This window comes from Corynebacterium sp. CCUG 71335 (assembly GCF_024454075.1).
GTDB lineage: Bacteria > Actinomycetota > Actinomycetes > Mycobacteriales > Mycobacteriaceae > Corynebacterium > Corynebacterium genitalium.
The window spans coordinates 69,576-92,343 of sequence record NZ_JAGPYY010000007.1 but is presented as its reverse complement, the minus strand read 5'-3'; the positions used below and the strand labels follow the sequence as shown (position 1 = coordinate 92,343).

Annotated in this window: 24 protein-coding genes; 20 read left to right on the top strand and 4 right to left on the bottom strand. The window is 64.5% G+C overall.

The window, feature by feature from the left end:
- Positions 1-102 precede the first annotated feature (102 nt).
- Genes KBX19_RS06860 through KBX19_RS06850 form a run of 3 tightly spaced genes read left to right on the top strand, consistent with a single transcriptional unit; the run spans position 103 to position 2,266 of the window.
- Entirely contained in the window at positions 103-1,284 is a 1,182-nt protein-coding gene (locus KBX19_RS06860) for a 5-(carboxyamino)imidazole ribonucleotide synthase (RefSeq protein ID WP_255998020.1), read from the top strand.
- Positions 1,285-1,788, top strand: coding sequence for a 5-(carboxyamino)imidazole ribonucleotide mutase (gene purE / locus KBX19_RS06855; protein WP_005286147.1), 504 nt, complete (start codon positions 1,285-1,287; stop codon positions 1,786-1,788). It abuts the gene before it with no gap.
- On the top strand, positions 1,781-2,266 hold the full coding sequence (locus KBX19_RS06850; protein ID WP_005286144.1) for a YdcF family protein: 486 nt from the start codon (positions 1,781-1,783) through the stop codon (positions 2,264-2,266). Before purE ends, KBX19_RS06850 begins: the two co-directional genes overlap by 8 nt.
- Before the next feature lie 10 nt (positions 2,267-2,276).
- Here KBX19_RS06850 and KBX19_RS06845 read toward each other — a convergent pair whose 3' ends face one another.
- Together KBX19_RS06845 and KBX19_RS06840 are read right to left on the bottom strand one after the other, a co-directional pair.
- The gene (locus KBX19_RS06845; RefSeq protein WP_040423846.1) at positions 2,277-2,969 is read right to left on the bottom strand and encodes a TIGR03089 family protein; all 693 of its coding nucleotides are present in this window, start codon (positions 2,967-2,969) and stop codon (positions 2,277-2,279) included.
- A 179-nt stretch (positions 2,970-3,148) separates the two neighbouring features.
- Complete coding sequence (locus KBX19_RS06840) at positions 3,149-4,771, bottom strand: LCP family protein (RefSeq protein ID WP_255998018.1); 1,623 nt, start codon at positions 4,769-4,771, stop codon at positions 3,149-3,151.
- Between the two features lie 90 nt (positions 4,772-4,861).
- On the opposite strand from KBX19_RS06840, the gene KBX19_RS06835 reads away from it, so the two are divergent.
- The 3 genes from KBX19_RS06835 to KBX19_RS06825 all read left to right on the top strand — a co-directional run bounded on the left by KBX19_RS06835 (position 4,862) and on the right by KBX19_RS06825 (position 7,539).
- On the top strand, positions 4,862-5,740 hold the full coding sequence (locus KBX19_RS06835; protein ID WP_255998017.1) for a glycosyltransferase family 2 protein: 879 nt from the start codon (positions 4,862-4,864) through the stop codon (positions 5,738-5,740).
- 85 nt (positions 5,741-5,825) lie between these two features.
- Positions 5,826-6,914 (top strand): sugar phosphate nucleotidyltransferase, encoded by a 1,089-nt coding sequence (locus KBX19_RS06830; protein WP_005286134.1) that lies wholly within the window; start codon positions 5,826-5,828, stop codon positions 6,912-6,914.
- Positions 6,915-7,248: 334 nt separating this feature from the next.
- On the top strand, positions 7,249-7,539 hold the full coding sequence (locus KBX19_RS06825; RefSeq protein WP_370687010.1) for a WhiB family transcriptional regulator: 291 nt from the start codon (positions 7,249-7,251) through the stop codon (positions 7,537-7,539).
- Here KBX19_RS06825 and KBX19_RS06820 read toward each other — a convergent pair whose 3' ends face one another.
- Positions 7,540-7,962, bottom strand: a complete 423-nt coding sequence (locus KBX19_RS06820; protein WP_083770338.1) for a metallopeptidase family protein — start codon at positions 7,960-7,962, stop codon at positions 7,540-7,542. It abuts the gene before it with no gap.
- A 233-nt stretch (positions 7,963-8,195) separates the two neighbouring features.
- Here KBX19_RS06820 and KBX19_RS06815 point away from each other — a divergent pair, with 233 nt between their 5' ends.
- The 6 genes from KBX19_RS06815 (at position 8,196) to manA (ending at position 13,121) form a co-directional block, all read left to right on the top strand.
- Positions 8,196-8,660 (top strand): DUF3499 domain-containing protein, encoded by a 465-nt coding sequence (locus tag KBX19_RS06815; protein ID WP_083770202.1) that lies wholly within the window; start codon positions 8,196-8,198, stop codon positions 8,658-8,660.
- Positions 8,661-8,726: 66 nt separating this feature from the next.
- Positions 8,727-8,966, top strand: coding sequence for a type II toxin-antitoxin system Phd/YefM family antitoxin (locus tag KBX19_RS06810; RefSeq protein WP_005286123.1), 240 nt, complete (start codon positions 8,727-8,729; stop codon positions 8,964-8,966).
- Positions 8,966-9,385 (top strand): type II toxin-antitoxin system VapC family toxin, encoded by a 420-nt coding sequence (locus KBX19_RS06805; protein ID WP_255998015.1) that lies wholly within the window; start codon positions 8,966-8,968, stop codon positions 9,383-9,385. The genes KBX19_RS06810 and KBX19_RS06805 overlap by 1 nt, the downstream gene beginning before the upstream one ends.
- A gap of 22 nt (positions 9,386-9,407) precedes the next feature.
- A complete protein-coding gene (locus tag KBX19_RS06800; RefSeq protein WP_255998013.1) occupies positions 9,408-10,796 on the top strand; it encodes a phosphomannomutase/phosphoglucomutase in 1,389 nt (462 codons plus the stop codon).
- Positions 10,793-11,794, top strand: coding sequence for a hypothetical protein (locus KBX19_RS06795; RefSeq protein WP_005286114.1), 1,002 nt, complete (start codon positions 10,793-10,795; stop codon positions 11,792-11,794). Before KBX19_RS06800 ends, KBX19_RS06795 begins: the two co-directional genes overlap by 4 nt.
- A 67-nt stretch (positions 11,795-11,861) precedes the next feature.
- Complete coding sequence (gene manA, locus KBX19_RS06790; RefSeq protein ID WP_255998011.1) at positions 11,862-13,121, top strand: mannose-6-phosphate isomerase, class I; 1,260 nt, start codon at positions 11,862-11,864, stop codon at positions 13,119-13,121.
- Positions 13,122-13,375: 254 nt separating this feature from the next.
- On the opposite strand, the gene KBX19_RS06785 is transcribed toward manA, so the two are convergent.
- Positions 13,376-14,311, bottom strand: a complete 936-nt coding sequence (locus KBX19_RS06785; RefSeq protein ID WP_255998010.1) for a hypothetical protein — start codon at positions 14,309-14,311, stop codon at positions 13,376-13,378.
- Positions 14,312-14,534: 223 nt separating this feature from the next.
- Here KBX19_RS06785 and KBX19_RS06780 point away from each other — a divergent pair, with 223 nt between their 5' ends.
- The 8 genes from KBX19_RS06780 (at position 14,535) to hpf (ending at position 22,693) form a co-directional block, all read left to right on the top strand.
- Positions 14,535-14,897: a DUF4259 domain-containing protein gene (locus KBX19_RS06780; protein ID WP_040423400.1), complete on the top strand. Its 363-nt coding sequence runs from the start codon at positions 14,535-14,537 to the stop codon at positions 14,895-14,897.
- Between the two features lie 96 nt (positions 14,898-14,993).
- The gene (ahcY, locus tag KBX19_RS06775) at positions 14,994-16,442 is read left to right on the top strand and encodes an adenosylhomocysteinase (RefSeq protein ID WP_255998009.1); all 1,449 of its coding nucleotides are present in this window, start codon (positions 14,994-14,996) and stop codon (positions 16,440-16,442) included.
- A complete protein-coding gene (locus tag KBX19_RS06770) occupies positions 16,442-17,068 on the top strand; it encodes a dTMP kinase (protein ID WP_255998007.1) in 627 nt (208 codons plus the stop codon). Before ahcY ends, KBX19_RS06770 begins: the two co-directional genes overlap by 1 nt.
- 9 nt (positions 17,069-17,077) lie before the next feature.
- Complete coding sequence (gene mtrA / locus KBX19_RS06765; RefSeq protein WP_005286095.1) at positions 17,078-17,752, top strand: MtrAB system response regulator MtrA; 675 nt, start codon at positions 17,078-17,080, stop codon at positions 17,750-17,752.
- Positions 17,753-17,815: 63 nt separating this feature from the next.
- Positions 17,816-19,438 carry an MtrAB system histidine kinase MtrB gene (gene mtrB / locus KBX19_RS06760; protein ID WP_370687009.1) on the top strand — a complete coding sequence of 541 codons (1,623 nt, stop codon included), beginning with the start codon at positions 17,816-17,818 and terminating at the stop codon, positions 19,436-19,438.
- A gap of 8 nt (positions 19,439-19,446) precedes the next feature.
- Entirely contained in the window at positions 19,447-21,237 is a 1,791-nt protein-coding gene (locus tag KBX19_RS06755) for an LpqB family beta-propeller domain-containing protein (RefSeq protein WP_255998006.1), read from the top strand.
- Positions 21,238-21,391: 154 nt separating this feature from the next.
- A complete protein-coding gene (locus KBX19_RS06750) occupies positions 21,392-21,883 on the top strand; it encodes a ComF family protein (RefSeq protein WP_255998005.1) in 492 nt (163 codons plus the stop codon).
- 135 nt (positions 21,884-22,018) lie between these two features.
- Positions 22,019-22,693 carry a ribosome hibernation-promoting factor, HPF/YfiA family gene (gene hpf / locus KBX19_RS06745; protein WP_255998003.1) on the top strand — a complete coding sequence of 225 codons (675 nt, stop codon included), beginning with the start codon at positions 22,019-22,021 and terminating at the stop codon, positions 22,691-22,693.
- Positions 22,694-22,768 lie beyond the last annotated feature (75 nt).

The following is a 22,768-nucleotide window of genomic DNA, read 5'->3' as shown; positions in this document are numbered from 1 at the left end:
GCATGGGACTGAGTTCGGGATGGGGCCTACGCCGCCCTGGATGGCATACCGAAAGCAGGTCCAGCGCTCGTCGGGCGGGCAGGCTCACTAGAGTGGACAAGCGTGAGTGACGCAGCGAACAGAGACCCCCAGGGAATGCCCATTCTCGCCGTGATCGGCGATGGCCAGCTTGCCCGGATGATGCACACCGAAGCTATTGAGCTGGGCCTGAAACCCCGGGTGCTCGCCAGCTCCGCCGACGCGTCCGCCGCGCAGGTTTTCGGCGACGTGGTCATCGGCGATTACACAGTGCTTGACGACGTCAAAAGAGTCTGCTCCGGCGCCGCCGCCGCTACCTTTGACCACGAGCATGTTCCTAATGAATTCTTGAATGAGCTCATTGCCTCCGGGGTGAGCGTGCAGCCGCAACCCCAGGCACTCATTTACGCCCAAGACAAGCTGGAACAGCGCCGCAAGATGGCAGAGATCGGGGCGCCAGTCCCGGAGTTCGCCGCCATTGAGAGCGTCGAGGATGCGGAGACCTTCTTCGACTCGGTCGAAGGCGCGATGTGCCTCAAGGCCACCCGCGGTGGGTACGACGGCCACGGTGTGTGGTTCCCGAAGTCGCGGGAGGGGGCGGGTGAGCTCGTCGATAAGCTTTTGGCAGACGGCACCCCGCTGTACGCGGAGCGCAAGATCGACTTTGACCGCGAACTCTCCGCCATGGTCGCGCGCACCCCGTCCGGCGAGATCCGGGCGTGGCCGGTCGTGGAATCCCGCCAACGCGACGGCATTTGTGTGGAAGCGATCGCGCCTGCGCCGAACATGGCGCCGGAGATGGCCACCTACTGCCAAGAGCTAGCGATGAACGTGGCCGAAGAGCTCGGCGTGACCGGCGTGCTGGCCGTGGAGCTGTTCGCCGACGGTGACGAGGTGATCGTCAACGAGCTGGCCATGCGCCCGCACAACACTGGCCACTGGACACAGAATGGCTGTGTGACCAGCCAGTTCGAGCAGCACGTGCGCGCGGTGCTTGACTGGCCACTCGGTTCGGTGGAGATGACCGCGCCGTTCACCGTCATGGTGAACACCCTCGGCGGAGAGACCGAACCCGCGGAGCCGATGGAGGAGCGCGTCGCCGAAGTCATGCGCCGCTACCCGGAGGCCAAAGTTCACCTCTACGGCAAGGGCTACCGCCCGGGCCGCAAGATGGGCCACGTCAATGTCTCGGGCCATGAATTAGCCACAGTGTTGGAGACGGCGAAGGCGGCCGCAGAGATCATCGTGAAGGGAACAGGAGCGTAGATGGAACCGCAGGTAGGCATCATCATGGGGTCCGACTCTGACTGGGACACTGTCGCCCCGGCGGCGGAGGTCCTCGCGGAGTTTGAAATCCCGTTCGAGGTGGGTGTCGTCTCCGCCCACCGCACCCCAGAGCGAATGCTCGCCTACGCCAAGGATGCGCACACCCGTGGCCTGCAGGTCATCATTGCCTGCGCGGGCGGGGCAGCGCACCTGCCGGGCATGGTGGCGGCCGCGACGCCGCTGCCGGTCATCGGCATCCCGCGCGCTCTGGCGGACCTGGACGGTCTCGACTCTTTGCTGTCTATCGTGCAGATGCCCGGTGGTGTGCCCGTGGCGACTGTCTCCATCGGTGGGGCGAAGAACGCCGGGCTGCTCGCCGCGCGCATCCTTGGTGCCACCGACCCAGCGGTGCAGCGCAAAATGGTCAACTACCAGGAGAACATGGCCAAGGACGTCGAGCGCAAAGACCAGGCCCTGCGCGAGCGTCTCCTCGGCGGTGAGTAACACCTCGGGCCGCGACCCGTTAGTCGTACTTGGCGCCCGCATTATCGACGGCCGCCCCTCCCGCATGCTCGAAGCTCGCCTCCGCACAGCTACCGAGTACGTCGCGTCCCACGGCCGGCGGCCCGTCGTCGTATCCGGTCATGGGGAAGCTGCCGTCATGGCTGCGTGGCTGGCCGACAACGGTGTCGATGCCCGCGACATCATCGAAGAGCCTTTCGCCACCTCCACCAATGAGAACCTGGAACAGTCGTGGGCTCTGTTCCCGGACGCGCGGCGGCTGATCGTGGTCACCAACGGGTTCCACGTCGCCCGGGTACGCGTGTGGGCGGCGCACCTCGAGGTGCCCGTGACAGTGGTGGCTGCGCCGACGCCGGGAAAGTCCCGGTTGAAGAACTACGCCCGCGAGATTGTGGCCACGCCGCACTCGGCGGCGCGGGTGGTGTGGCGCAAGTACGTGCGGCGCCGCTACGGGCGCTAGCCGGTTTCGGTTAGCTGAGCGTCTCCGTGACCTTCTCTGCCTCCATGATCTGCTCTACGCGCTCGGCGGACGCCACGCCTGCAATGACCACGACGGACCCGCCGGCAGCCAGCGGGCACATGATCCGGCGCTCGAATTCCGGGCCCGTGGTCCAGCCGGGGACCAGGTAGCGCTCGGGGCCGTCCTCTGGGAGAACCCAGCTGTTCAGATCGTAAGGGTTGTCATAGAACTGGTCGCCGTAGAACCGCACCGTCGGGCCGAAGTCGACCAGCCCCGGTGGGAGAGTGCCGCCGGATTCGACCACGCCCCGGCCGAATGGGTCGTTGGAGACCACGACGACATCCGGTACGCCGTCCCAATCCTTCGCCCGCTCAACGGTGGTGAACACGAGTCTCGGACCCGCAGAGGACTGGTGCTTTTCACGGTTGACGTCCACATACGGGCTCAAGCCCGCGTTGTATATGCCTACCGGGATGACTGCCGCCTGCCACGACACTGGCAGGTCCACGATGATGGTCGGGGATTCCCCGAAGGGATCGTGGGGGTCGAGGTCGAATTCGTCGATAAGCATGTTGGCAATCTTGTTGGCCCAGTTGTCCAACGTCATCGCCGAGAACTCCATGCGGGTGCCTGCGACCTCGTCGTAGACGGTCAGCCTGGGGCTGGCGGGGTCGGCGGAGAGGAGGGGTGTGAGCAAGCTCATGCGCCCCATAGTAAGGATTTTCTCGGCGGGGAGTGGCCGCGGTCACGGTTGGGGCGCGTAACCCCGGGGAGCTGGAATACTGCTCGGGGTTTTCCGGAATACTGCTCAGATGAACTCGCTGGTCACAAGGTTGCAAAAAATTGCATAAGGCCGAGCAGTATTCCAGCCGGCAGACACGGTTAGTTCACGCAGCGGGGGCCGGTGCCGCCGGCGTTGAACTCTGGGGCGACCTCGGCGGCTCCGAAGTCCTCACCGGGCGTACCCACGGTCTCTTCCTGGGAGACCTCGGTGGGAGCGGCGGCGGCAGAGTCGGAGGTCGGGCCGGTGTAATCGTCGTGGATGACCACGACGACAGAGCCTGCCTCCACAGTCTCATGTGCCACGATGGGCAGGCCACCGAGTGCTTCCGCCAGCGTCGCTGCTGCCGGGTCACTCGGGTCGGCAGCGAGGATCTGGGACTCGAAGTACAGGCCGGGGCTCGCGTTGCTGACGCTTTCGACCGTCATGCCCTGTTCCGACAGGTAGGCACCCACGCCGCTGGCCTGGCCGGTGATCTCCCCGGCGTTGAGGACCGTCGCTGTGTAGTTCTGCACGGTATCCGGCAGGGCAGCAGCGGCGCCTCCGGAAGCGTCCTTATCTGACTCTGCAGCACCGGCACCTGCACCGGCACCTGGATCGTCTGCACCTGGCTCCGTGACACCCTCCTCGCGCGCCAGCTCATCCATGAAGTTGTGCACCTGGCCGGTATCGACGGTGACGATGGACTCGCCGTAGTCACCCACACCGTTGACGGAGGTGACAGGGATGGTCACGAAATGCACGTTGCCGGCAGCCAGGTCGGACATCTGGGTGGCCATGGACATGATGTTCCAGCCGGTGTCCACCGTCACGGAGCGTTCCACGGCGGTGGACAGCTCGCGCAGTTTCGCCGGGTTCGACAGCGTGCCGGCGGAGATAGCCTTGTTCACCAGGGAGGCCATGAACACCTGCTGGCGCACAATGCGGTCCAAGTCGCCGCGGGGTAGGTCGTGGCGCTGGCGCACGAACGCCAGGGCCTGGGTGCCGTTGAGGGTGGAGCGGCCAGCGGGGAACCTCGCACCGGATAGCGGCTCGTCCACGGCGGCGTTCAGGCAGACGTCGACACCGCCGACAGCGTCCGTGAGCAGCACGAAACCGAGCAGGCCCACCTCGGCGTAGTGGTCGACTTCGACACCGGTCAGGTCCGCCACGGCGTTGATCAGTCCCTGCTGGCCAGCGCGCGCGACCTGTTCCTCCATGGGTTTGCCTTCGTCCATGCCGTCTGCGGTGAGCTCCTCGCGCTTGTCCAGCGCGTGAAGGCCGTAGACACCGTTGATCTTCGTGTTGCCGAAGGTGTCGTCGTGGACGTACGTGTCGCGGGGGATGGATACGGCGGTGGCGCGGGAGCCGTCATTGGGCACGCGCACGACCATGATGGTGTCGGTGTTGAGCTCGCCCTCGGCCTCACCGGCGTTGAGGCGGGCGAGTTCCTCGTCAGAGAGGGGGTTGCCCTGAGCGTCCGTGCGCGAGTCTGATCCGACCAGGAGAATGTCCACGGCACCGTCGGCACCGTCGAGGTCGTTGTTGCCCAGGTCCAGTTCGGAGGCGGACAGGCTGTTGCCCAGGCGGCCGATGGAGTAGTAGCCCATTCCGGCGATAACGAGCAGCACAACAGACAACGTGGCCAGCAGGCCCTTGACGGCCGGGTGGCCTGCTTGGGAGATGTCCCGTGCACGCGACGGAGCCGCCTGAATGTCGCGCACAGGCCTCAAGTGCTCACTCACGAATCGTCTCGCCCCTTGTCTCGAATTAGCTCAGAAGTATACGGTACGGGCCCGCCAAAACTCTTCCCGCGCGCGGTAAGCTGCCCCACTGTGACCAACCCCGAAACTCCGCTGGCAGTGATCACCGTGACCTACTCGCCGGGCAGGCATTTGCCGGCGCTAGTGGAATCGCTTGCCGAGGCAACCGTGTTTCCCACCCGCCTCATCTGCGCGGACAACGGTTCCGCCGACGGGGTGCCGGAGGATGTCGCCTGCGCCAACGACAGCGTGGATTTCCTGCCCACAGGCGGCAACATCGGGTACGGCCCCGCGATCAATTTCGCAGCGCGCTCGCTTGTCGACGTCAAAAACGCCGGCCACATCAACCCCACCTACTTCCTCATCGTCAACCCCGACGTGGAGTTCCTGCCCGGTTCCATCGATGCGCTTATCGAGTGCGCACGGACGCACCCGGAAGCCGGGGCAGTAGGACCGAGGATTCTAGAGGCGGACGGGTCGGCGTATCCGTCGGCACGCGAAGTGCCCACGCTGGTCACCGGGATTGGCCATGCTGTGCTGTACCCGTTCTGGCCGGGCAATCCGTTCAGCCGCGCCTACAAGGCTGGGGAAGGTATGGACACGCTGCGCCGCGCTGGATGGCTGTCCGGGTCATGCCTGCTGGTCCGCTGGGATGCGTTTGAGGCGCTCGGTGGCTTCGACGAGCGCTACTTCATGTACTTCGAAGACATTGACTTTGGCGAGCGTTTGACCCGCGCCGGGTGGACGAACCTGTTCTGCCCCGATGCCCTCATCACTCACGACCAGGGCCACGCCGCGAAGAAGTACTCCGCGGTGACCACGCCGGCGCACCACGACTCCGCCTACCGGTTCCAGGCTGACCGCCATCCGCACTGGTGGGAGGCTCCGCTCCGGCTGGTGCTGTGGTCAGGGCTGAAGGCGCGCGCCCTGCTCGCCCGTGCTGTGGGGTAGCTGGGAGCTTGCTCCTATGAAGTTGCAACCGATCCGTGACAGGTTAATGCGCGGTTTTCTTGATCGATCGGGTTAGGTTGAACGCATGGTTTCTACGATTGATCCTGCGCAGACGGACGCCGTTGTTCTTGTCGGCGGCCAAGGCACGCGCCTTCGCCCGCTCACAGTCTCCACGCCGAAGCCGATGCTTCCTACTGCTGGCTACCCGTTCCTGGCGCACCTTCTTGCGCGGATCCAGGCCGCTGGCATCAAGCACGTGGTCATGGGTACCTCATATAAGGCAGAGGTGTTTGAGAAGCACTTCGGTGACGGCTCCGACCTCGGCCTAGAGATCGAATACGTTGTGGAGGAGGAAGCCTTGGGCACCGGCGGCGCGATCCGCAACGTCGAGTCCCGGCTGCGGTATGACACCGCGATGATCTTCAACGGCGATGTGCTCTCCGGCGCTGACTTGGGCCAGATCCTAACTACCCACGCCGAGCGCGAGGCGGATGTCACCCTTCACCTCGTGCGCGTGCCGGACCCGAGCCAGTTCGGTTCCGTGCCCACTGATGCCGACGGCCGCGTCCAGGCCTTCCTGGAGAAGACTGAGGCACCGCCGACCGACCAGATCAACGCCGGCTGCTACGTCTTCCAGCGCGACGTGATCCAGTCCATCCCGCAGGGCCGCGCAGTGTCCGTCGAGCGCGAGACCTTCCCCGGCCTGCTGAAGTCCGGCGCCCGCGTCTACGGCCACGTGGACACAACGTACTGGCGCGACATGGGTCGCCCGTCCGACTTTGTCCAGGGCTCGTCCGACCTTGTGCGCGGCATTGCTCCCTCGCCTCTCCTTGAGGGGCGCACGGGCGAATCGCTTGTCGACGATTCCGCCGGCGTCGCCGGCGGCGCCATCCTCGTCGGCGGAACCTTTGTCGGCCGCGGCTCTACCATCGGCGCGGGCTGCCGTCTAGACGACTGCGTGATTTTCGACGGAGTGACCGTCGAGCCAGGCGCCATGATTCGCGATTCCATCATCGCCTCCGGCGCGCGCATCGGTGCGAACGCGCGCATCCAGGACTGCGTGATCGGCGATGGCGTGCAGATCGGCGCACGGTGTGAACTGCAGGGAGGCATGCGCATCTGGCCGGGCGTGAATATTCCGGACTTGGGTGTGCGCTTCTCCCCGGACGCGTAGCGACACGCCAAATTAGTAGCGGAATAGTTGCTAACTCCTATTTCGGCTACTACATATAGTACCCCCGGGGTTTACCCCCGGAAAAAGCCCCGTGTTACTGGTGTGACTGGTGTGGTGCCTTACGCGGAAAATGAACAGCTTTCTCTGAGGAAACCCTCTTATTCGGCTGAGAAGAGTCAATCTCAGTTGACGCTATTTGGTGCCCGCCGTTTTAATCGCATTAGTGTAATTCCACACGGAAAGCACGGAACCCACGAACTTCCAGTCGGCGACTCCAGACGGTGTCTCCAACGGTGCGATCGAAACTAATCAGAAAGGGGATGGCGTGGAAGACATGGTTGACAACGCCATTCTTCGCGGTGCGGCCGCGGGCGGAATGACCCTCGACGAACTGTTCGGCACCGTCGAGCAGGAATGGCAAGACCAGGCGCTGTGCGCCCAGACGGACCCGGAAGCATTCTTCCCCGAGAAGGGCGGCTCCACCCGCGAGGCTAAGCGCATCTGCCAGGCTTGCGCGGTGCGTGATGAGTGCCTCGAGTATGCGCTCGAGCACGATGAGCGCTTCGGTATCTGGGGCGGACTCTCCGACCGTGAGCGCCGCCGCCTCCGCCGCCAGATCGGCTAGCTACCACTGGAAGTCCGGGTCAATATCCCGCGGATCCAGGTTGAGGTAGTTGGCCACTAAGGCGGTCAAAACAGTAGTCAACAGCTCGGCACGTTCCCGGGCTGTTTTTGCTCTGCGCTCAATGGGTGCGCGGAACACCACGAAACGCGCGCGGGTCGGATTGCCGTAGCGGTCCACGCCAGCTTGCAGGACGCGGCCGAGGGGGACCGGGCCGTCCGCGAAGATCTCATCCGGCAGAACTGCCGAAGCGCTCGCGTGCGCAGCATCCCGGCGCATCCGCATGCGCGGGATTGTGTCTACAGCCAGGTCCACGCCGGACAGCTGCGTAGAGTACGCGTTCTGCAACGGCGCGTAGGCCTCTAAGACGAGCTGGTCGAACGCCATTGAACGGGTCCGGTACCGGGGTACCGCCACCGGCAGCATAGGCCCGCGAACGCCGCGGCCATGCCGGTCCCGGCGCGGTGGCAGCCACGACGGGTCAGGCGGCGGGCCGGCTTGTGCGTCGTTGCGCTCGCCGCGCGGATCGCGCTCGCGGTCAGGGCCTGTCACGGTGGAGGACATGCCTTCAATCTAAGCCAGCCGGTCACGGGGGAGGATGGGGGCACGCCGCGTGGCGAGGGGCAAAAATCTGTCAGGCGCGCTTACACTAGTGAGCCGTGAGTACCTTTCGTCGTTGCTGCCGCCCGGGGTGCGGCCGGCCTGCCATCGCCACGCTGGTGTACGCGTACTCCGAGAAGACGGCCATTGTCAGTCCGTTGTCACCCAGCCCGGACCCGCACGCGTGGGATTTATGCCAGCGGCACTCGGAGCACATCACAGCGCCGGTGGGGTGGGACATGGTGCGCATCGACAACATTGAGCTGTCTGATGAAGAAGAGCTCACCGCGCTGGCCCAAGCTGTGTCTGAGGCAGGACGTGTGACCACCGGACTGGTGGACACCACGCGCGACCCGATCGAGTTCGACGGCCGCGACTTCACCAACCCGCAGACCTCCAACCACCCCGTCTACCGCACCAAGCGCATCGGGGAGCACCTCGAGGAACACAGGGCTGCCCGCCGTGCGCACTTGAGCATTGTGCCGGATCCGGAGGCGGAGGCTGCCGCCGAAGAGGGGAATTAGCGGCAGGCGTTGACCGCAGCCCCGACGCGGTGGACTATGTAACTACGTAACTACAAGGAGGGTGCGGTGACGACGATTTCTTCGCGCGATTTCAACCATGATGTTGGCGCCGCTAAGCGCGCCGCTCTCGACGGTCCTGTTGTCATCACCGAGCGGGGAAAACCTTCGCATGTCCTGCTCTCGATAGAGGCATACCGGAAACTGCAGGGGGATGGATCGAGCTTTGTAAGAAAGCTACGCATGAGCGATCCAGTCGACGCTGAGTTTGAAAGGGTAGATCTAGAGTTCAGGGTTCCGGAATTCTGATGTATCTCCTCGACACAAACATTCTCAGTGAGTTTCAACGGTCCCGCCCCAATGAAGGGGTGCTGAGTTGGGTAGAGTCTGTGGACCCTTTCAAACTCAACATTTCTGTTCTCACCGTGCTCGAGATCGAAGTGGGTATCTTGCGGCTATCGCGTCGAGATGAGGTCCAGGCCATGCGACTGCGTAACTGGCTGGATGAAGCCGTGTTGGATGGATTCGAGGGCCGTACACTACCGATTACGCTGGAGATCTCCCGTCGAGCAGCGCAAACGCACGTGCCTAATCCAAAGCCAGCGATAGATGCCTTGCTGGGTGCCACCGCCTCAGTGCACGGGCTCACGGTGGTGACGCGCAATGTCGAGGACTTTGCAGAGCTCGGTGTGCCTGTATTCAATCCCTGGCGCGCACCCGAGCGCTGACACCGGTCTAGGATCGTAAGGCATGAGCGAACCACTTAAGCGCAGCCGCGAGGCTGTCACGCAAGCAGTGAAGGCCTACGACATCCGCGGTTTGGTCGAGCCCGCCGATAAGGCCACTGTTGACCGCGACTTCGTCTTCGATGCCGGCGCCGCCTTCGCGTTCATCCTGCGCGAAGAAGGGGAGAAGACCGTCGCTGTCGGCCATGACATGCGTCCGTCCTCACCGGAGCTCGCTGCCGCGTTCGCTGACGGCGTGACCAGCCAGGGCCTCGATGTTGTCGCGCTCGGACTGACCTCCACAGACCAGCTCTACTTCGCCGCCGGCACGCTCGGTTGCGCAGGCGCAATGTTCACCGCCTCGCACAACCCCGCCCAGTACAACGGCATCAAGCTCTGCCGAGCCGGCGCGACACCGGTCAGCCAAGATAGCGGTTTGGCGGAGATCACCCAGATGCTTATCGACGGCACTCCCGCCTTCGACGGGCCCACCGGCACCGTCAAGGAAGACGACATCCTCGACGACTACGCCTCCTTCCTGCGCGAACTGGTGCCGCTTCCGGAAGATCGGAAGCTCGTCATCGCGGTCGACGCCGCCAACGGCATGGCCGGACACACCGTGCCCGCGGTGCTTGGAGACCAAGATGTTCGCCCCCTCTACTTCGAACTGGACGGCACCTTCCCCAACCATGAGGCGAACCCCTTGGAGCCGGGGAATTTGCGGGATCTGCAGAGGTTCGTCGTCAAGCAGAGCGCAGATATCGGCCTTGCCTTTGATGGTGACGCTGACCGCTGCTTTGTCGTCGATGAAAAGGGCGACCCGGTGAGCCCGTCTGCGATCACCGCGCTGGTGGCAGAGCGCACGCTGGAGGACAATCCCGGCGCGACGATCATCTACAACGCGATCACCTCGCAAGCCGTGCCCGAGCTGATTGAGGCGAAGGGCGGCCAGGGTGTGCGCACGCGTGTGGGCCACTCCTACATCAAGGCGCAGATGGCGGAGAAGGGCGCGCTGTTCGGCGGCGAGCACTCCGCGCACTACTACTTCGCCGACTTCTTCAACGCGGACTCGGGCATGGTGGCCGCCCTGCACGTGCTGGCGGCCCTGGCGGAGCACGACAAGCCGTTGAGCGAGCTGATGGCGCAGTACAACCGCTACGCCGCTTCCGGCGAGATCAACTCCGAGGTCGCCGACCAGCAGGCCAAAATGGACGCCGTCGTCGACGCGTTCGCCGACCGGACGGAATCGGTGGACACCCTCGACGGTGTGACCGTCTCTTTGGCGGGGTCGAAGACGTGGTTCAACGTCCGCGCGTCCAACACCGAACCGCTGCTGCGGTTGAACGTCGAAGCCGAAACGCAGGCTGAGGTCGACGCTGTGGTCGACGAAGTGCTGGGAATCATCCGGTCATGACCGACCCCTCCAACCGCTACTTCGAGGGCGCAGCGCACTACGACCGGGAAACCGTGCGGTTCTTCGACGTCGCCCATGAAGGTGCGCAGCTGCGCGCCGTGGCCGAGGCTGCGGGGCGGTTGGAGCACCTTGCCGGGGTGAACCCGCGCAGTGTGGTGGTGCTGGCCACCGACCAGATCGCGGCTGTAGCGGCGCGGTGTGCTCTCGCTCTGGCGGGGCAGGATAGTGAGGCTGGGGCCGGTGCTGGCCTGCGCTGGCCTGTTGTGGTGGCTGACGAGTTGCCGGGCTATGTTGGCCCGCTCGATGTCGTCGTGGTCGTCGGCGACGCGCCCGATGCACAGGCCGTGACCCGCGCCATGGCCACCGCGGCAGGCCGTGGTGCTGAGACCGTTTTGGCCGGGCCGCAGACGGGGCCCGTTGTCGAGGACGCGCCTGATTCCACCGTGGTCCTCCCCGCCCCGCCGACCACGCTCGGGGCGTCGCCGCTGCGCACCATCGCGGCTGTAACAGCTGTGCTGCAGACGCTGGAGGGGGCATTGCCGCATGAGGTGGCTGAACTCTCCGCAGCAGCCGACGACGTCGATGAGGAACTGCGCCAGCTCTCACCCGAACGCGACGCGACGACCAACCTGGCCCGCCAGCTGCGCGAGTTCGTGGCGGGCAAGCGGATCATGCACACCGGCTACACGCGTACCGGGGCAGTGGTGGCCGAGGTGGCTGCGGTGTTGTGGTCGGTGAAGGGGTTGGCGGGAGGATTCGTCGATAAGCATGAGCTTGCTGGCGCGCTGGAGGAGACCTCGAGCCCTGCGGACGACATCTTCCACGACCCCTACCTAGACGGCCCGGTGGTGTCCGTGGGCACGATCGTGTGGGGCGAGGACGATGCGCGGCTGGCCTGTGGGCGAGCAGAGAGGTCGGCTGCTGCTGGCTCGTTTGCGCAGGCACTGTGCTTGATTGTGCGCGCCCACGCCGCTGCGGCGCTCTCAGACGATTCCTAGCTGGACCGCCCGTGAACGGGCCGTGCGCGCTCTATCATTGAGCTGACAAGATAGTAGGGGAGCGACCGTGAAACTGATCACTCCAGCCCTGCAGACTTACCCCTGGGGCTCCAAAACAATGCTGGCCCAGCTGCGCGGCGAGCCGGCGCCAACGGCGCAACCCGAAGCAGAACTGTGGTTCGGTGCCCACCGCACAGCGCCGTCGCTCGTTGACGGCACCGGTCTTGACTCCCTCATCTCCACCGATCCAACATCCGCCCTGGGGGCTGTGGTGGAGTCCCGCTTCGGCGCCCAGCTGCCATTCCTTCTGAAGATCCTCGCGGCAGAAGCGCCCCTGTCCGTCCAAGCGCACCCGGACAGTGCGCAGGCGCAGGCCGGTTTCGACGCGGAGAACTCCGCCGGCATCCCGCTGAGCAGCGCCAAGCGGAACTACAAGGACCCCAACCACAAGCCTGAGCTCCTTGTCGCGCTGACCCCGTTCCGCGCGTTGGCTGGTCTGCGCCCCGTCGCTGACACCCTCGCGTTGATCGAGCACCTCGACTGCGCCCCGCTGAACCGCTACGCGCCCTTCCTCCACTCGGACAACGAGGAAGAGGGGCTGCGCGCCCTGTTCACCACGTGGATTTCGCTGCCGCGCGCAAAACGCCTCGAGCTTATCGACGCTATATACGCCTCCGCCCAATCCCCCTCACCTGAAGCGGAAGCGTGGATGGTTGAGGCGATGGCCTGCTTCATCGAGCTCAACGACCGCTATCCCGGTGACGTCGGCGTGCTGGCCTCCCTGCTGCTCAACTACATTGAGCTCGCCCCCGGTGAGGCCCTCTTTCTCGGCGCTGGGCGGCTCCACGCCTACATCAGCGGCATGGCCGTCGAGATCATGGCCAGCTCCGACAACGTCCTGCGCGGCGGGTTGACCTCCAAGCACGTCGACGTCCCTGAGCTCGTGCGGATCTGCGACTTCACCACCCAAGCCGACCCGCGCATCGCCACCACCACCTCAACCGCCCCCTACGGTGAGGCCACCGAGTATCCCGTCCCGATTGAGGATTTCGTGCTCACCCGGCACCGGCTCTACCCCAGCGCAGGAGCGTTGCAGGTGGGCGACGGCGGTGCCGGCTCTGATGCCGGTGCGGGTCCGGGTGCAGGTTCCGGTGCGGGTCCCGGCATTCTTCTGTGCACAAAGGGTGCTGTCACGTGCGGTTCTGGCGAGGCCATTGACCTCAAAGCTGGCTCAGCCGCATGGATCCCGGCCGATGACGGGCCTTTCTCTGTTCGCGCTGCCGGCCACGAGGTGGCTGAGGTCTTCTACGCGCGAGTGGCTCTGTGAGATACCGACTGTGAGACGCCACCCGACGGGGGCGCCGGGCTGGAAGGGGTGAGCATCTGCGCAAAAGTTGACATCCGCCAGATACTGGTAGAGCGATAGAAATTCACTACCTCCGTGTTTGAAACCATAAAGAATCACGCATGTAAAGTTTTGCGCACGCTTTGCGCGCAACGCCGCTGGAAGCGGGTTAGAGGGGTGGCAGCCGCGAGGGATCGCGCTTTAAGGCCAGGCTGATCCGAGCGCTAGGCCCCGAACTACTCCTGTACTTGGCTCTCGCTGCCTGCGCGCTCTTCGCGCGTGGCAGCGGAGAAGGGATCTTCGGAGCGCTGCTCGCTGACCTGGACGCTCTGCGGTGCAGCGTTACCACTCTGGACCGTGGAGTTACCGCCCTGCGGAGAAGCACTTCCGCTCTGGACCGTGGAGTTACCGCCCTGGGGTGCAGCATTACCGCCCTGGGGTGTGGCGTTGCCACCCTGAGGCGCAGGGTTGTCGCCTTGCGGTGTTGCGTTGCCACCTTGCGGTGTGGCGTTGTCGTCGGCAGGCGAAGCGGGCTGGTCCGCAGGCTGCGGAGTTTGGTCGTTGGCGGACTCCGGACGAGGTGCGGGTTCGTTGTTCTCGTTCGGAACAGTCGCCGGTGCGGTGCCGGGGCCCTGCGGGCGCTCCGGACGGGTGGTCTCGCCGTTGCCGCGGGTGGTTGGGCGTGTCTCGGGCTGGGAATCAGAGTTAGAACGGGACTGGTTGGCCTGGCCGGATCGCGGGGTCTGGCTCGGGGTGCGGGAACCGTTCTTTCCGTTCGTGCTCTCATCGGCGTTGCCGTTGTTTCGCGGGCTCGGGGCGGCGTTGGTGGGGCGGTAGTAGCTGGTTTCACTACCGTCCTCGCGCGCGCCGTCGAGCCGAGCGTTGGGCGGGGCGAGCGGGTCGGCTGCGTAGTTAGAATCTGCGCGATCTTCCGTGGCTGCACGTGAACCACTCTCGGAGGCTTGGAGGTCCTCGGTCATGGATATGGGGTCGGTGCTTGCTGCGGCTTCTTCATCGCCAGTTTTGGCGACGGGTTGGCCGGCGATCTCAGTGTCGTCGGAACGCATGTTCATGCTGGGGCTGGGGATCTTCCACACTGCGAGCCCGAGGAGCAGCGCCAAGGCAAGACCGGATGCCATGTAGACGGCGAAACGGCGTTTGGTCAGCTCCATGACATCCTCCTTCGCTCATTGTGTCGCGCAATGTCCCCGCGTTGTTGCTGATCAATAACAACTCGGTAACAAGTTACCATGGAAATGTAGGCTAGGCTAGACCCAATTTCCCGCGCGTTGCCTGGTTCTTGTAGACAGGCAGCCTGCCAAGCGCTAGTAGTAGATTCTGAAAAGCGCTGTATAGGGGCGAACTTGAGCAGATGTGAAGGGTAAGGAGCAAGGCATGAGCACGTGGGATACCGCGATCTTCAATAAGGATGTCAACGTCGACTTCCTCGACGAACTGGCCTCCCTTGATGCCGACGAGCGAATGGAGGCAGTGCGTGATGCTTGCCTGCTCGCCGTCGACCGCGACAACGCGTCTGAGGATGAGCTCCTCAACGGCCAGGCTGCAGCCACGGTCGCCGCGATTTGGGCGGGCGCGCCGTTCTCCGCAGGGGACATCGCGGATTCCTACCCGTTTTTGCGTACGACGTCCGCGGAGCTCGATGAAAAGCTTGTCGACGCTGCAGTTGCCATCCTCGAAGACCTCGCCGCGAGCGACACTGAGTACGACGTGGACCAGTTCATCGAAGCCCTCTCCTAAGGGGCTGGGGAATGACCCCGTATTCTCGTGCTGAGTCACTGAGACGCTGAGACGCTGAGACGCGAGACACTGCAGACAATAAGGAGAACCCCCACCATGGATCTGGACTTCAAGGTCGCTGATCTTTCCCTGCACGAGGCAGGCCGTAAGCAGATTGAGCTGGCTGAGCACGAGATGCCGGGGTTGATGCAGCTGCGGCGCGAGTACGAGGAGGAGCAGCCGCTCAAAGGCGCGCGCATTGCTGGTGCGATCCACATGACCACGCAAACGGCTGTGCTCATTGAGACGCTGACGCACCTGGGCGCGGAAGTCCGCTGGGCCTCCTGCAACATCTTCTCCACCGAAGATGCGGCTGCCGCGGCGATCGTCGTGGGCAAGGACGGCACCCCGGAGAACCCGCAGGGCGTGCCTGTGTTTGCCTGGAAGGGCGAGACCCTGGACGAGTACTGGTGGTGCATGAAGCAGATCTTCAGCTGGGGCGAACGCTACGGGGAGGCCATCTTCCCGAACATGATTCTGGATGACGGCGGCGACGCCACCTCCGCCGTGATCAAGGGCGCTGAGTTCGAGAACGCCGGCGCCGTGCCGTCTACTGATGAGACCGATTCGGACGAGCAGATCTCCTTCTTCAACATGCTGCGCGACACCCTGGCTGAAGAGCCGAACAAGTGGACCCGCACGGCAGAGCAAGTCAAGGGAGTCACCGAAGAGACCACCACCGGCGTTCACCGCCTGTACCACTTCGCCAATGAGGGCACGCTGCCGTTCCCGGCGATGAACGTCAACGACGCGGTGACCAAGTCGAAGTTCGACAACCGCTACGGCACCCGCCACTCCGTCATCGACGGCCTCAACCGCGGCACCGACATGCTCATCGGCGGCAAAAAGGCCCTTGTCTGCGGTTACGGCGACGTGGGCAAGGGTGTGACTGAAGCACTCGACGGCCAGGGTGCGATCGTGTCTGTCACGGAGATTGACCCGATCAACGCGCTCCAGGCGCTCATGGACGGCTTCAAGGTGGTCACGGTCGATGAGGCGATTGGTGATGCGGACATCGTCATCACCGCGACCGGCAACCTGGGCATCATCGGTTTCGACGACATGATGAAGATGAAGGATCACGCTGTCCTGGGCAACATCGGCCACTTCGACAACGAGATCGACATGGCATCCCTGCTGCACCGCGACGATGTCACCCGCGAGAACATTAAGCCCCAGGTGGACCTGTTCACGCTGCCGTCGGGCAACTCCATCATCGTCCTCTCCGAGGGTCGCCTGCTCAACCTGGGCAACGCGACCGGCCACCCGTCGTTTGTCATGTCCAACTCGTTCGCGGACCAGACCATCGCGCAGATTGAACTGTTCACCAACACCGACAACTACGAAAACCAGGTTTACCTGTTGCCGAAGATCCTCGACGAGAAGGTCGCGCGCATCCACGTCGAAGGCTTGGGTGGCCGCCTCACTGAGCTGACCAAGGAGCAGGCGGAGTACATCGGCGTCGACGTCGCCGGCCCGTTCAAGCCCGAGCACTACCGCTACTAATGATTGTCGCACTCGAGGGCATCGACGGCGCCGGCAAGAACACGCTGGTCCAAAAACTGATCCGCGAACTCGGGGCCACCGACAGGATCGACAGCGCAGCGACCATGGCGTTCCCGCGTTACAACGAGTCCCTCCACGCCCAGCTCGCGGCCGACGCACTGCACGGCAAGATGGGCGACCTCACCGACTCCGCTCACGGCATGGCCGTCATGTTCGCCCTCGACCGGTACGGGGTGGTCGAGGAGCTGCGGCAGTGGGCGTCGTCGCCAAGCGATGTGCTCCTGCTCGACCGCTACGTCGCCTCGAATGCGGCGTACACGTCGGCGCGTACGGGGCGTATCGACGACCGCGCGTGGGTCGCCGAGCTCGAATTCGATCGCCTCGGGCTGCCCCGGCCCGCCCTGCAGGTGCTCGTGGACACCGCGCCGGACACTGCGCGGGCGCGGGCACGATCCCGCGAACAGGCGGACGCTTCGCGGACCCGCGACCGTTACGAACGCGACGCCTCCCTGCAGGACGCGACGTACGCGGCGTATGTGGAGATGGCGGAGACGAACTGGGAGAGTCAGTGGGTCCGTGCCACTGACGCAGCGCCTATTATGGAAGTGATTGGGCACCTGCGCTAAGGAGTAACGATGCCACCGAAGATTCTGGTTGTTGATGACGACCCTGCCATCTCCGAGATGCTCACCATCGTCCTGGAAGCCGAGGGCTTTGAAGCCGTTCCGGTGACCGACGGCGGTGCCGCTGTCGGCGCATTCCGCGATCAGGACCCCGACCTGGTCCTGCTGGATCTGATGCTGCCGGGCATGAGCGGCGTGGACATCTGCAAGGAAATCCGCAAGGAATCCAACGTGCCGATCGTCATGCTCACCGCCAAGACCGACACTGTCGATGTCGTGCTCGGCCTGGAATCTGGCGCGGACGACTACATCACTAAGCCGTTCAAACCGCGCGAGCTCATCGCCCGCATCCGTGCGCGCCTGCGCCAGAACTCTGAGGAACCCAGCGAGATCCTGGAGATTGGCGATCTGCAGGTGGATGTGCCGCAGCACATTGTCACCCGGGACGGGAAGGAGATTTCTCTCACCCCGCTCGAATTCGATCTGCTTGTGGAACTAGCTCGCAAACCGCAGCAGGTGCACACCCGCGAAGAACTTTTGGAATCCGTGTGGGGCTACCGCAACGCCTCCGACACCCGTCTGGTGAACGTGCACGTGCAGCGGTTGCGCTCAAAGATCGAGCACGACCCGGAGAACCCGGAGATCATCCTCACCGTCCGCGGCGTGGGATACAAGACCGGTAAGTAGGGGATCGCTCTGGGTCGTTTTGGTCAGGCGAGGGACCGCTTCTCCCACAGGTGGCGCACCTCGCTGCAGGTCAGGTTCGTGGGCACGGTTCTCATCGTGTCCACGATTGTCATGGGCGTGCTCGTGTTAGCCCTGGCGTCTGTGGTGACGCAGCGCCTGGTCGACATGAAGGTCGATAACGCCCAATCCGACCTTGAACGCGTTCGTGTTGCCGTCGAAGAGCAGCTCCAGAACACCGCCACGACGACGTCCACGCAAGGCCGCCTGAACACTGCGCGTGCTGCGTTGGCGCAGCGGTCGCAGCAGGATCAGCCGTCGACAGGCGCGTACGAGCCGGTGCTCTTGGTGCCGTCCGAGGACGGCGCGATCAGCGCCCCAGAGAACTTCGTCATTCCGCAGCGCCTTGTGGATTTCGTGGGGCGTGGGCAAGTGGCGTACCAGTTCACGCCGGCGCAGCACGACGGTGAAGCGTACAACGCGATGATCATCGGCACGCCGACCAACTCCGACATTCCAGACCTGCAGCTCTACCTGGTCATGGACATGGAGAGCGAACGGCAGACCCTGGCCCTCATGCGCGGTCTGCTCACCTCTGCCGGCATCGTGGTGGTGGTGCTCCTGGTGGGTATTGCGTGGCTGTCTTCTCAACAGCTCATTTCCCCGGTCCGCTCTGCTTCCCGCATTGCAGAGCGCCTGGCCGGCGGTCACCTCAAGGAGCGCATGGCCGTCGAAGGCGAGGACGAAATGGCCCGCTTGGCGCTGTCCTTCAACAACATGGCCGACAAGCTGTCCAGCCAGATTAACCAGCTCGAGGAATACGGTGACCTGCAACGGCAGTTCACCTCCGACGTGTCCCATGAGCTACGCACGCCGCTGACCACCGTGCGTATGGCGGCGGACATGATCGCCGCCGACGAAGAAGCACTCGAGCCCCACGCCCGTCGCGCGTCCCAGCTGATGACCAAGGAGCTCGACCGCTTTGAGGCGCTGTTGGCGGACTTGCTGGAGATTTCGCGTCATGACGCTGGTGTCGCCGAACTCTCCGCCACCAGCATCGACGTTCGCAGCCCGATCGAATCCGCCTGGGCGCAGACCAGCCACCTCGCCGAAGAGCTCGATGTTGCAGTGGAGTTCGACATGCCGGACACACCGGTCACGATGATCGGCGATCCCCGCCGTATCGAGCGCATTGTGCGAAACCTGCTGGCCAATGCCATCGACCACTCCGAGGGCAACCCGGTCGTGCTGGAGCTCACCTCCAACGAGGATGCCGTGGCAATCACCGTCACCGACGGCGGCGTTGGCCTGAAACCTGGCCAGGAGGAGCTCGTGTTCAACCGCTTCTGGCGTGCGGACTCGTCCCGCAAGCGCCATTCGGGCGGCACCGGCCTGGGCCTGGCCATTTCGCGCGAGGACGCCCAGCTGCACCACGGGCTTCTCGACGCCGCCGGCACCCCCGGCGTGGGCTCCCAGTTCCGGCTCGTGCTGCCGCGCGATCCCGAGGTTCCCTACTCGGAGCCGCCAGTGAACTTGGTGGTGCCGCAGGAGCCCGGGGCTGCTGAAGCGACAGATGCTGTGGGCGGCCCTGGCGTGGCTCCCCGTGAGATCGGATGGGCATATGTGGACCCCGGTTTTGCCGGTGCGAAAGCGCAGCGGATGGTGCGCTCCAAGGAAGAGGGGCGATAATGCACTTCATGAACCCCAGCACTCACCGCCGCCGCACAGCTGTACTCGCGCTGGCTGGCGCGGGGCTGCTGTTCACTGCGACCGGCTGCGCCACGCTGCCGACAAGCACTGAGCCGCACGTGCTGCACCCGTTCAACGACCAGCGCGCTCCGATGCCCGTCGAAGAGCCCCGCGAAGGCATGGAGCCGGACCTACTCCTGCGCGAGTTCTTCGCTGCGTCCGCGAACCCGACCGGGGACTTCGAAGCTGCTCGCCGGTATATGACTGCGCCGATGGCGGAGATGTGGGCGCCGCGGGACATCACGTTCGTTCTCGATAGCTTCGACTTGACGTCGCGGGCCTCGACGGACCAGAACAAGCGCTCTTACTCTGTCGCCGGCCGCATCGTGGGCTACCTGCTGCCCGGTGGCGCGTTCCAGCCCGGTGACAACCGCCAGTACGAGGCGACAATGGAGCTGTCCCAGCAAGACGGCGAATGGCGCATTGGCGCCCTGCCAAATGAGGTGGTCATTGACCGCACTGACCTGCGCAGCCACTATGAACCGCGCAACCTCTACTACTACGACACCACCGGGCAGACGCTCGTGTCGGACCGCCGCTGGGTCTATGCGCGGGTCCCGTCGATAGAGACCCTGTTGATGAACATGCTCGTCGGCGGCCCTGAGGAGCGCATTGCTCCCGCTGTGCGCTCTGCCATCCCGGAGGACGTGGCGTTCACCGGGCTTAACGACGGCATCTACGAGTTCACTGGCCTCGCCGACGCCGACGAGCAAACCCGCGCCCGGTTCGCCGCCCAGGTGGTGTGGACCCTCAACGAAGCAGGGGTGCGCGGTCCGTACTCCATCAAGGCGGATGGTGCCGCGTTGCTCGATGAGTCCGTGGAGTTGACCACCGACGACTTCGCTGACCTCAACCCAGTCCCGCAGCCCGATGGTGGCCCCAGCTTGTATACGCTGTCTGACGGTTCCATCAAGGCTGTGAGCTATCCGGGCGGCGATGACAGTGAAGTCGAGTCCATCCCGGAGCTGGACAAGATCGGCGACATTTCCCACATCGACATCAGTGACGACGGCGCTTACGCCGCGGCGGTCAACGTCAGCGAGCGGGAGCAAGCCCTGGTCTTCGGCAGGCTCGGCTCTGACGGGAACAACGGCGACAGCGGCCGGGGCAACAGCAATAAGGCGAGTTCGCGGGAGGTTCTGCGCGCGGAGAGTCTCACCCGCCCCTCGCTGGAGCCGGACCACACTGCGGCGTGGACTGTTCTCGACGGCCAGCGCGTCGTGCGCCTGGACCGCTCATCGACGAACGGCGAGGTCACGGTCAACGACGTTGAGATGAACCTGCCGGAGTCCCTGGGCGGGGAGATTTCGGTGCTCCGGCTGTCCCAGACTGGCGCGCGCGTGGTGATGATCATTGATGGACATCTGGCGGTCGGTGTCGTCGAAAGGCGTGACGACGGCAGCCGCGCCGTCGTCAACGTGGTGAAATACGCCGCGACCGAACTCGGTGGGGCAGCCGTTGCTGTGGACTGGCAGCCGGACGGGTCCCTGCTGGTGGGAACGTCAATCATGAACACTCCGGTCTATCGGGTAGAGATGGATGGCTCCACGGCCACGGCACTGCCGTCAGGCAACATCAGCGGTCCGGTGGTGGCCCTCGGTGCGACTGACGACACGATGTACATCACGGACTCCAAGGTGCTCATGCAAATGCCAGTGCAGATCCGCGAGAACGTGAACTGGCGTGAGGTGCCCGGCCAGCAGGGCGTGCGCGCGGCGCCGGTGCTGCCGAGGCCCTAAGAGGTTCTCGGGGAGCGCGGGCATGGGGTTGCTGGGGGAGTTCGGTGAGCTGATCCTGCCGCGCCGCTGCGCCGGCTGCGGGGAATACGGCCACCTACTGTGCCCGGCCTGCCGGCGCCAGTTGGCCTCCCCGCCATTCCGACACTCACCGAACGTGAACCCGCATGTGCCGGTGTACGCCCTTGGGCCGTATGCGGACCCGCACCGGGGCGTGGTGTTGGCGATGAAGGAGCGCAACAACGTCGCGGTGCGCCGCCATGTCGGGGCGGTCGTCGCTGCCGCGTTGGACTATCTGGAAGCCGGCGGTGACCTCCCGGCCGGGACCCATCTCGTGCCTGCCCCGACACGCCCTCGGTCGGCGCGGGCGCGCGGCGGTGACCCCGTCACCGCGATCTGTGCGGTGAGCGGACGTCCCACCCATCCGGTGCTGGCGTTGCCTGACCGGCTGGCCGACCAAGCCGGTCTCGACGAAGCCGGCCGGCGCCGAAATCTGCAAGGAAACGTTGTCTTGACTGGGGTGCCGCGGCAGCCGGTCGTGGTGGTTGATGATGTGGTGACGACGGGGGCGACGTTGCAGTCGAGCGTCGAAAAGCTCATGGCTGCAGGCGCGACTGTGACTGCGTGCCTTGTGCTGTGCGCAGCGTAAAGACAGTTGCAGTGAACCAATGGATGAACAAGATGAACTAATGGCTGACAGATATTAGCGGGCGGTATAATTTAGGTGAAACGGTATATAGCGATTGTGTTAAAACGTTCGATCCGAAGCCGAAGGAGGCAGCAGATGACTTCTGCAGATGAGAACCGCCAAGAAACCTTGAGCCCGAACGCCCAGGTGACCATCACCGGCCGCAACGTCGAGGTTCCGGAGCACTTCCAGGAGCGCGTGAACACAAAACTGGCCAAGATTGAAAAGCTCGATCCGACGCTGAACTTCTTCCACGTCGAGCTGAAGCACGAGCCGAACCCGCGCCGTGAAGCGCAGGCCAACCGCATCCAGATCACCGCGACCGGCAAGGGCCACCTCGCCCGCGCGGAGGCGAAAGAGCACAGCTTCTACGCTGCGCTGGAATCCGCGATTGGCAAGATGGAGCGTTCCCTGCGCAAGGTGAAGGTCCGCCGCGAGATCTCCATGGGCGGCCACCGTGCACCGAAGTCCATCTATGAGGTCACCTCCGAGCTCGTCGCGGAGGCGGAGCAGGCACGCCAGGAGCAGGACGACCGTTATGCCGACAAATACGCGGAGTCCATCAACGAGAACCTACCGGGCCAGGTCGTGCGCACCAAGGAGCACCCGGCCACCCCGATGTCCGTCGATGAGGCACTGTCTGAGATGGAGCTTGTCGGCCATGACTTCTACCTGTTCATCAACGCCGAGAACCAGCGCCCGTCCGTGGTCTACCGCCGCCACGCCTACGACTACGGCCTGATCACGCTCGTTCCGGAGGAAGAGGCTTAAGCGTTCGCCGCTTGTCGACACTGCCTGCCCGGCCCCACGCCGCGGCAGGCAGTTTCGCAACTTCCGACACGCTTC

What these genes read in the sequence shown, in the direction of transcription:
- KBX19_RS06825 (WP_370687010.1), top strand. Translation starts at nt 7,249, where the DNA reads ATGGTTGACAACGCCATTCTTCGCGGTGCGGCCGCGGGCGGAATGACC.
- KBX19_RS06755 (WP_255998006.1), top strand. Translation starts at nt 19,447, where the DNA reads ATGAACCCCAGCACTCACCGCCGCCGCACAGCTGTACTCGCGCTGGCT.
- KBX19_RS06805 (WP_255998015.1), top strand. Translation starts at nt 8,966, where the DNA reads ATGTATCTCCTCGACACAAACATTCTCAGTGAGTTTCAACGGTCCCGC.
- KBX19_RS06770 (WP_255998007.1), top strand. Translation starts at nt 16,442, where the DNA reads ATGATTGTCGCACTCGAGGGCATCGACGGCGCCGGCAAGAACACGCTG.
- ahcY (WP_255998009.1), top strand. Translation starts at nt 14,994, where the DNA reads ATGGATCTGGACTTCAAGGTCGCTGATCTTTCCCTGCACGAGGCAGGC.
- KBX19_RS06800 (WP_255998013.1), top strand. Translation starts at nt 9,408, where the DNA reads ATGAGCGAACCACTTAAGCGCAGCCGCGAGGCTGTCACGCAAGCAGTG.
- mtrA (WP_005286095.1), top strand. Translation starts at nt 17,078, where the DNA reads ATGCCACCGAAGATTCTGGTTGTTGATGACGACCCTGCCATCTCCGAG.
- purE (WP_005286147.1), top strand. Translation starts at nt 1,285, where the DNA reads ATGGAACCGCAGGTAGGCATCATCATGGGGTCCGACTCTGACTGGGAC.
- KBX19_RS06845 (WP_040423846.1), bottom strand. Translation starts at nt 2,969, where the DNA reads ATGAGCTTGCTCACACCCCTCCTCTCCGCCGACCCCGCCAGCCCCAGG.
- KBX19_RS06785 (WP_255998010.1), bottom strand. Translation starts at nt 14,311, where the DNA reads ATGGAGCTGACCAAACGCCGTTTCGCCGTCTACATGGCATCCGGTCTT.
- KBX19_RS06820 (WP_083770338.1), bottom strand. Translation starts at nt 7,962, where the DNA reads ATGCTGCCGGTGGCGGTACCCCGGTACCGGACCCGTTCAATGGCGTTC.
- hpf (WP_255998003.1), top strand. Translation starts at nt 22,019, where the DNA reads ATGACTTCTGCAGATGAGAACCGCCAAGAAACCTTGAGCCCGAACGCC.
- KBX19_RS06780 (WP_040423400.1), top strand. Translation starts at nt 14,535, where the DNA reads ATGAGCACGTGGGATACCGCGATCTTCAATAAGGATGTCAACGTCGAC.
- KBX19_RS06795 (WP_005286114.1), top strand. Translation starts at nt 10,793, where the DNA reads ATGACCGACCCCTCCAACCGCTACTTCGAGGGCGCAGCGCACTACGAC.
- KBX19_RS06830 (WP_005286134.1), top strand. Translation starts at nt 5,826, where the DNA reads ATGGTTTCTACGATTGATCCTGCGCAGACGGACGCCGTTGTTCTTGTC.